Origin of the sequence: Lentzea aerocolonigenes (genome assembly GCF_000974445.1) — a bacterium.
GTDB lineage: Bacteria > Actinomycetota > Actinomycetes > Mycobacteriales > Pseudonocardiaceae > Lentzea > Lentzea aerocolonigenes.
Window position 1 is genome coordinate 20463 of the sequence record NZ_BBOJ01000046.1, and the last position, 7827, is coordinate 28289.

General features: G+C 69.2%; 10 protein-coding genes and 1 pseudogene. 8 read left to right on the forward strand and 3 right to left on the reverse strand.

Annotated features, from left to right (window positions below; genetic code table 11):
• Positions 1 to 4 precede the first annotated feature (4 nt).
• Both cbiQ and AOM45_RS52095 read left to right on the forward strand, forming a co-directional pair.
• A pseudogene (cbiQ, locus tag AOM45_RS52215) lies at positions 5 to 598 on the forward strand (cobalt ECF transporter T component CbiQ); the annotation flags it as partial.
• The gene (locus tag AOM45_RS52095) at positions 587 to 1375 is read left to right on the forward strand and encodes an energy-coupling factor ABC transporter ATP-binding protein (protein WP_081902843.1); all 789 of its coding nucleotides are present in this window, start codon (positions 587 to 589) and stop codon (positions 1373 to 1375) included. The pseudogene cbiQ and the gene AOM45_RS52095, both read left to right, overlap by 12 nt.
• On the opposite strand, the gene AOM45_RS48245 is transcribed toward AOM45_RS52095, so the two are convergent.
• Positions 1354 to 1869 carry a TetR/AcrR family transcriptional regulator gene (locus AOM45_RS48245; RefSeq protein WP_030474053.1) on the reverse strand — a complete coding sequence of 172 codons (516 nt, stop codon included), beginning with the start codon at positions 1867 to 1869 and terminating at the stop codon, positions 1354 to 1356. The genes AOM45_RS52095 and AOM45_RS48245 overlap by 22 nt on opposite strands.
• A 78-nt stretch (positions 1870 to 1947) precedes the next feature.
• Between AOM45_RS48245 and AOM45_RS48250 the strand changes: the two genes are divergently transcribed.
• The 5 genes from AOM45_RS48250 to AOM45_RS48270 all read left to right on the forward strand — a co-directional run bounded on the left by AOM45_RS48250 (position 1948) and on the right by AOM45_RS48270 (position 5627).
• Positions 1948 to 2364 carry a nuclear transport factor 2 family protein gene (locus tag AOM45_RS48250; protein ID WP_030474052.1) on the forward strand — a complete coding sequence of 139 codons (417 nt, stop codon included), beginning with the start codon at positions 1948 to 1950 and terminating at the stop codon, positions 2362 to 2364.
• Positions 2364 to 3272: a phosphotransferase gene (locus tag AOM45_RS48255; RefSeq protein WP_030474051.1), complete on the forward strand. Its 909-nt coding sequence runs from the start codon at positions 2364 to 2366 to the stop codon at positions 3270 to 3272. The genes AOM45_RS48250 and AOM45_RS48255 overlap by 1 nt, the downstream gene beginning before the upstream one ends.
• Positions 3273 to 3336: 64 nt before the next feature.
• A complete protein-coding gene (locus AOM45_RS48260; RefSeq protein WP_030474050.1) occupies positions 3337 to 3816 on the forward strand; it encodes a hypothetical protein in 480 nt (159 codons plus the stop codon).
• A 41-nt stretch (positions 3817 to 3857) separates the two neighbouring features.
• Positions 3858 to 4472: a GNAT family N-acetyltransferase gene (locus tag AOM45_RS48265; RefSeq protein WP_051784830.1), complete on the forward strand. Its 615-nt coding sequence runs from the start codon at positions 3858 to 3860 to the stop codon at positions 4470 to 4472.
• A 72-nt stretch (positions 4473 to 4544) separates the two neighbouring features.
• Positions 4545 to 5627: a hypothetical protein gene (locus AOM45_RS48270; RefSeq protein ID WP_030474048.1), complete on the forward strand. Its 1083-nt coding sequence runs from the start codon at positions 4545 to 4547 to the stop codon at positions 5625 to 5627.
• Here the strand turns inward: AOM45_RS48270 and AOM45_RS48275 are convergent.
• Complete coding sequence (locus tag AOM45_RS48275) at positions 5624 to 6355, reverse strand: RDD family protein (RefSeq protein WP_051784829.1); 732 nt, start codon at positions 6353 to 6355, stop codon at positions 5624 to 5626. The two genes, AOM45_RS48270 and AOM45_RS48275, sit on opposite strands and share 4 nt — an antisense overlap.
• A 19-nt stretch (positions 6356 to 6374) precedes the next feature.
• On the opposite strand from AOM45_RS48275, the gene AOM45_RS48280 reads away from it, so the two are divergent.
• On the forward strand, positions 6375 to 7382 hold the full coding sequence (locus AOM45_RS48280) for a stage II sporulation protein M (protein ID WP_030474046.1): 1008 nt from the start codon (positions 6375 to 6377) through the stop codon (positions 7380 to 7382).
• 125 nt (positions 7383 to 7507) lie between these two features.
• On the opposite strand, the gene AOM45_RS48285 is transcribed toward AOM45_RS48280, so the two are convergent.
• Positions 7508 to 7827: DUF5753 domain-containing protein (locus AOM45_RS48285; protein ID WP_035914077.1), on the reverse strand; the 320-nt coding region annotated here is incomplete at its 5' end.

Consider the following 7827-nt stretch of genomic DNA (forward strand, 5'->3'; position numbering starts at 1 on the left):
GCCGGTGCACCGCCTCGCGCCCCACGTGAAGATCCTCGTCGCGTTCGGGGCGGTGCTGGGCGTCGTGGCCACCCCGCGCACCTGGTTCCCGGTCTTCGGCCTCTACCTGCTGGTGATCGTCGCGGTGTGGGCCGTCGCGCGGGTTCCCGCGCTGTGGTTCGTGAAGCGCGCGGTGATCGAGGTGCCGTTCGTGGTGCTGGCGTTCCTGCTGCCGATCTTCGGCACGGACCCGCGCACCGGCTTCCTCGGCCTCTCGGTGTCGGTCGAGGGGTCGTTGGCGGGCTGGAACATCCTCGCCAAGGGCACCCTGGGCGTCCTGGTCAGTCTCACGCTGGCGGCGACGACGGCGCCGGGCGACCTGCTCAAGGCGCTCCAGACGCTGAAGGTGCCCGCGCCGCTGATCATGATCGCCACGCTCATGCTCCGCTACGGCGAAGTCGTTGTGGGCGAAGCGAAACGCATGCGCGTCGCCCGCATCTCGCGGGGTGACGACCCGCGCTTCCTGTGGCAGGCGGGCGCCACCGCGAGGGCGGTCGGCACACTGTTCATCCGGTCCTACGAACGCGGAGAGAGGGTGCACCTCGCGATGGTGTCGCGCGGCTGGACGGGCAAGCCGGGAGGCTCCGCGGTGATCGTTCCGGAGACCCCTGCCGCTCCCGCCCTGGAGGTCTCGAAACTCGCCTTCGCCTACCCCGACGGCCACCAGGCCCTGTTCGGCGTCGACCTGCGTGTCGAGCGCGGTGAACGGGTCGCGGTGCTCGGCCCGAACGGCGCGGGCAAGACGACGTTCGCCCTGCACCTCAACGGAGTTCTCTCCGGCGGCTCGGGCACGGTGTCGGTCGCGGGCCTGGAGGTGACGAAGGCGAACCTCAAGGAGATCCGCCGCCGCGTCGGGCTCGTGTTCCAGGACCCGGACGACCAGCTGTTCTGCCCGACGGTCGGCGAGGACGTCGCGTTCGGCCCGCGCAACTTCGGTCTGTCCGATGTGGACGGCCGGGTGCAGAAGGCGTTGCGGTCCGTCGGCATGGAGCCGGTCGCGGACCGCTCACCGCTGCACCTGTCCGGAGGCCAGCGACGCCGGGTCGCGCTGGCCTCGGTGCTCGCCTGCGACCCCGAGATCCTCGTGCTGGACGAACCGTCCGCGAACCTCGAACCCGTCGCCCGCCGCGAGCTCGCCGAACTGCTGTTGTCGTTGGGGCGCACCATGTTGATGGTCACGCACGACCTGCCGTTCGCGTTGCAGATCTGCCCCCGCAGCGTGCTGATCGACGACGGCGTGGTCGTCGCGGACGGTCCCACCCGTGAGATCCTCGCCGACGCCGCGCTGCTCGCGCGGCACCGCCTCGAACTGCCCTACGGCTTCCGGCTCGACTGAAGCCCGCTCAGCACGATCTCCAGCAGCACCGCGGGGTTCCCTCCCTCGTGCAGGCTCTGCAGCATTCCCTTCATCAGCACCACGAGGTCGGTGGCGGTGACGTCGGCGCGCACCGTGCCCGCCTCCTGAGCGCGTTCGAGCAGCCCGCCGAGCGCCGCGTGGAGGGCCTTGCGCAGCTCGGGTGACACGGTGATCGCGTCGGACATGTCGCGCTTCACCGCCGCCTCGTCCGCCATCCGCCCGAGGAACGCGAACAACGCCTGCTTCGGGTCCTCCGCCGGTTCGGAGGCCGACGCGATCATGGCCGTCACCCGCGTCTCGGTGACGGCCTGGAACAGCGCCTGCTTCGTCGGGAAGTGGCGGTAGACCGTGCCGGGCCCGACCCCGGCCTTCGCCGCGATCTCGTCCAGCGGCACCTCGAAGCCCTGTTCCGCGAACAGTTCCCGTGCCGCGTCCATCACCTTCTCGCGGTTCCGCGCCGCATCGGCCCTCATCGTTGCCAACCGGGGCGAGCGTTCCGTATCGTCTTAACCGGGGTCACCGTTCCGATTCTAGAGATGGGGGCAGTACCGATGACACGCACGCCCGAAGAGATCGTCGAGCACGTTCGCCGGATGGTGGCGGGGGAGGAGACGCACGCCCAGTTCGCCGACCTCTTCGCCGAGGACGGGGTGATGGCGTACAAGTTCCCGACGCACTACCAGCCGGAGGAGATCAAGGGACGCGAGGAGATCCGCGCGTACTTCAACCAGGTCCGCGGCGCGTCGGTGCGGGAACGCATCGAGATCCAGAGCGTCGAGGCGAACTGCTGGCGCACCAACGACCCGTCCGTGGCGGTGTCCGAGATCGTGCACCGCGGCTGGTCGAAGGTGAAGCAGGACTACTACACGTTCACCGCGGTCGCGATCATCCACTTGCGCGACGGTGAGATCGTCCGCTACGACGACTACATGAACCCGCTGCTGCTCACCGAGTTGCTGGGAGTCTGATGCTCGACCTGCCCGCCTGGTGCGACGAGTGGCTGGGGAGCTCTCCGGCCGACGTGTTCTACGAGCGCGTGTCGATCTCCTCGGTCCACGGCGTGCGGCTGGCGGACGGGCGGGAGGTCTTCGTGAAGGCCCGCACGGACGACGGCCGCGCCACGTCGTGCCTGGCGGCGCAGACTTCGTTGGCGGAGCGCGGGTTTCCGTGCCCCCGTCCCCTCACGCCGGTTGTTGTCGTCGGCTCGTTGGCCGTGCACGCCGAAGAGTCTCTGGCGGGTGGGTCGATGCTCCGCGGCTCTTCGGCCGAGGTCGCTCGGCGCTACGCGGCGGTGTTCGCGCGGTCGACGGCTTTGCTGGCCGATGTGTCCGTTGTGCCGCCGGTGCCCGCTCCGCGCTGGGCTCGGTGGGACCACACGGATCCGGGGTTGTGGCCGGCGATCGACTTCCTGGACGCGCGGGACCAGAGCGTGGTGCCGTCGTTCGTGCTGGACGTGGCTTCACTGGTCCGCAAACGGTTGCTGGCCACCGATTTGCCGTGCGTGCTGGGGCATGCCGACTTCGAAGCGCAGAACCTGCGGTGGCGCGACGGCGAGGTGTGGGCCGTGCACGACTGGGACAGCCTGGCGTGGCAACCGGAAGCGGCACTCGTGGGCGCGGCTTCGGGGGCGTTCGCCAACGTGCCGCCGCCGTCGCTGGTGCCGGTCGAGAGCTCGGCGGCGTTCCTGGAGACGTACCAGGAGTCGCGCGGGCGCTCGTTCACCGCGGAGGAGCTGGAGATCGCGTGGGCGGCGAGCCTGTGGACCGCGGTGCACAACGCGCGCTGGGAGGCGTTGCACGGCGATCCTCCGGTGTCTCTTGCAGCCGTTCGTGAGCAGGCGGCCGAGCGCCTCCGCAGAGCGAACTGCGGCGTGTGACGCAACGCTGCGGCCTAACCGGCCACTTAGGGGTGATCCATCAACGAACTCCTGGAGAAGCTCCATGATCAGAACGTTGTTGTCCACCGCTGTCGCCGGAGTGGTCGCCTTCTCTGTCGCACCGGTCGCGAACGCCGCCGAAACGGCGCCGATCGACATCCGGATGACGCTCGACTCCCCCGGGATGCGCGAGTACGTCGACGCAGACGGAACGCACTGGTCGGGCAGGGGACTGTTCGACTTCTCGGTGCTGCTCACCGACGTCGGCTCCGAGAACGAGCAGGGAGTGACCATGTTCCTCTCCGTGCCGCCGGCACCGATGGACGTCCAGGCCTGGGGTGACGGCTGGTCGTGCGAAGACGCCGAGGGCGGCATCGACTGCCACCACCCCGACCTGGTCGTGCCGGGTGAGGCGTGGCCGGAACTGCACTTCCGGGCGTGGCCGAACGACTACATCAAGGACACGATCGACGTCTACGCCACGACAGGCGACTACGACCCGGCGCACGAAGGCGTCCACTACTTCAACGACACCAGCACCTGATCGCCAAGGGACAGTCGAACGCCAGGTGACAAGATTGTGCGGTGATCGATCTTGTCAGCGACTGGGTGTGGGGCTGGGCGTTGTCTCGAGGCACGCCTGAACCTGTGAGGGAGCCCGACGGCTACCGAATCGACGTCGGCCTGCCAGGGCACCGGGTGCGGTACGTACTGCCGCACCCGGGCTCGGCCGGCCCGCGTGCCGCCGGGCTCACCGAACCCGGCACGTGGCTGAAGGTCTGCGGCTCGGCGGACCACGTGCCGCTGAGTCCCAGGTGGACGGTCGGAGCCCCGGAGTACCTGATGTGCACCGGACTGGGGACGATCGCGGCCATCACCCCGCCGGACACCTACACCGTGGAACTGCACAGCACCGGCGACGTGCACGATGCCGTCGTCCGCGCGGCCGACGGCGAGTGCGCGGCGAAGGGACGGGTCGCGGTGCGCGGTCACGCCGCCGTCATCGACGTGGTGGAGACCGACCCCGCCCACCGCAGGCGAGGCCTCGGCAGCGTTGTGATGTCGGAGCTGACCCGCGCCGCCGCCGACCGTGGTGCGGTGCGTGCCGTGTTGGTCGCCACCGAGGCAGGACGGGCGCTGTACGAGAAGCTGGGGTGGCGCGTCGAGTCACCGATCACGGCAGCGCACCTGGCAGTCTGAGGTGTCGGCGCGGACGCGACCCGGCGGACCGGCGGGCGTCCGGAGCAGCTGCGAACCGTGGAGTTGACCTCGATGAACACCGACGGCGGTTTCGACGGCCTCTACGTGTGGGCGCAGTCCGCCTCCGACATGTTCACCGACGTCGAGGGCCGGGTCATCGACTTCGAGTACTTCCGTCCCTACTTCGACCAGGTCGGGCTCCCGCTCGAACTCGCGAAGTCCTGTTTGGTCGACGTCTTCGACAAAAACGCCCGCAAGCCGGCCTCGGATCCGTTCGTCAAGTTCGTTCCGCTGTCGGTGTTGACCAGGTACGAACGGCTGCCCTCCTACCACGAGGTCGCCGACGAGCTCGTGGATCACCGCGACGTCCCGGGCTTCGCGCTGCAGGGCCGGCTCTCGTGGTGGGGCGGGACGGACCTGTCCGCGTCGCCCTGCGTTTTCGTCTCACACCGGTGGCAGACCGAAGATCATCCGGACCCGACCGGCTCCGAGCTGCGCCGCATCGTCGAGCGGCTCGCCCCCGCGCGGAAACGTCGCTGGTTCGCCCGGTCTGCCGGCGAGATGTACCTGTGGATCGACTTCTGCTGCCTGCCCCAGCGCACCGGCGGGCCGCTCGCGCCGGGCGACGAGGAGGACTTCCGCGCGGGACTCGCCTCTCTCGCGGAGGTGGTGAAGAACTGCGACCTGCTGGTGCTCGACTCACCGGACTACCTCGACCGGGCCTGGTGCTACGCGGAGATCCTGGTCTGGCTCTGCAAGATCGCGGAGATTCACTTCACGCGCACGGACAGCCGGACGAACCTGTTCCGGACGGTGCAGACGAGGCACCTGGTGAAGGAGAGAGGTCGCCGCTCCGACACGCACCACCGAGACGTGAACGTGGTGACGAACCTCAGATTCCGCGGTTTCGCCGGCTCCGACGAGGACCTCCTCGCGATCTATCAGGCGGTCTACACCTACTGCAACAACATGGCCGACTCCGCGCAGTACCACATCGCGGGCGGCTCGAGGGGCTTCGACTACGAGTACCTGCCGACGGTGGTCAACTTCCTGTGCACCACGTGGTTGCTGCTGCGGGGCAAGCAGGCGGCCGATCCGGACGACATCCAGGTGTGCCTGCGCATCATCATCGAGGCGCTGAAGTTCTCGACCTAGCCGGCCGCCCGGCGCCGCCGTTCCGCCAGCACCGCCGCCAGGTACGGATGCGGATGCGTGTACTCGAACCGAGGTGACCGGATCGCCGCGCCCACGTCGTTCGCGAGCCGCACGCCCAGCTCGTACCGCGTCTTCTCGCCCAGCTCGTGGTAGCGGCTGAGGTACTGCCGCGACGCGAGCACCAGTTCGTCGGACAGCTGCGACAGGTCCAGGCCGCGCGCCCACTCCGCCAGCTGCGGCGGCATCTCGGCGAGCTCCACCTGGCCCTTGGGCACGCGGGTGTGGATCACGATCGTGCCCGCCAAGTAGTCGCCGACGCGCTTGCCCCTCGGCGAGAACAGCGACACGAACAACGCCACCGCGCCGCCCAGGCCCAGCGCCCAGAAGTCCACGAAGAACCCGCCGAGCGCGCGCACCAGGGCGTGCCGGAACCGGATGGCGCCGCCGTCGTCGCGCACGACCTTCAGGCCCATGACGAGCTTGCCCAGCGAACGGCCGCGGGACAACGACTCGACGGCCGTCGGGTAGCCAACGAGCACGAGTACCGACAACGACAGCGCCATGGCCGTCTGCAGCGCGTTGTCGAACCCGATCGGCACCAGCAGCGTCACGAGGAACAGCAGGCCGAACTGCACGACGACGTCGAACGCGAACGCCACCGCCCTGCTAGCGAGCTGAGCGACGCGCAGGTCCAGAACTACGGCTTCACCGGTGACGAGGTCCCCCACGCGGATAGTGTGACTCATCGTGGATCTGGACGTGTTCATCGATCGCCACCGCGAGTCGTGGCAGCGGCTCGAACTGCTGGTCAAGCGGTCGGGCCGGTTGAGCGGACCCGAGGCGGACGAGCTGATCGAGCTCTACCAGCGCGTCACGACGCACCTGTCGATCGTGCGCAGCCAGACCCCGGACCCCGCCACCGTCGAACGCCTGTCGTCCCTGGTCGCCCAGGCCCGCTCGGCGCTGACCGGCACGCACACCCCGGCGTGGCGCGTGGTCACCCGCTTCTTCACCCACCGCCTGCCCGCCGCGATCTACCTCGGCTGGCGCTGGTGGGTGCCGGCCGGCGTCGTGTTCTACCTCGTCACGGGCGTGCTGGCGGCCTGGATCGCCTCGAACCCGGACGTGCAGGCCACCATCGCCGCCCCGGACGACCTCCGCGAGATGACCAGGGCGGGCGGCGCCTACGAGTCCTACTACTCCAGCGACCCGGCAGGCTCGTTCGCGGCCAAGGTGTGGACGAACAACGCCTGGATCTCCGCCGCGTGCCTGCTGCTCGGCGTGCTGTTCGCGATCCCGCCGATCTACCTGCTCTTCATGAACGCGGTGAACGTCGCCGTCGGCATCGGCGTCATGTTCGGCGCCGGCCGGGGCTGGCTGTTCCTCGGCCTGCTCGCGCCGCACGGACTGCTGGAGCTGACGGCGGTGTTCGTGGCGGCGGGAATCGGGATGCGGCTGGGCTGGCAGGTGATCGACCCCGGCAAACGCACGCGCGCTCAAGCCCTCGCCGCTGAGGGGCGGTCGGTGGTGGCGGTGGCGCTCGGGCTGGTGGTCGTTCTGCTGGTTTCCGGTGTGCTGGAAGGGTTCGTGACGCCGTCCGGGTTGCCGACGTGGGCCCGCGTCGGGATCGGCGTGGTCGCCGAGGTGCTGTTCCTGCTGTACGTGTTCGTGGTGGGGCGGCGGGCGGCGGCGCAGGGGGAGACCGGGGACGTGGACGCGAGTGAGCGTGAGGACGTCGCGCCGGTCGCGGTTTGAGGCTGCAAAGCGGAGGAGGGGCCGCAGATGGGGGTGCGGAGGCGGCACTGTTCTCGTGGATGGACACCGCCGCCGCTGTCGCTGGCTCGTGGAGGTGCGGAGCGTGCCCGACGTGCGGCAGCTCCTCACAACACCAGGCTGCGGATGAGCTCGTTCGAGTCTTCGGAGCTCAACGCCTGCTGGTCGAGCGACTTCAAGATCTTGGTGTACCTGGCGATTGACGCCTTGTCTTCGAGGAAGAGGCTGTTGTGATCGCCGTCGGTGTAGACGACCGGTTCGAACTTCTCGTAGTTGAGCAGCACGAACGAACCCGCGGCACCGGCGTGGGCGCCGATGGCGATCGGCACGACCCGCACCGTGATGTACGGGCGCTGCGCCATTGCCAGGATCTGGAGCAGCTGGTCCTTCATCACATCCGTGCCACCGACCGGGAGTCGGAGTGCTT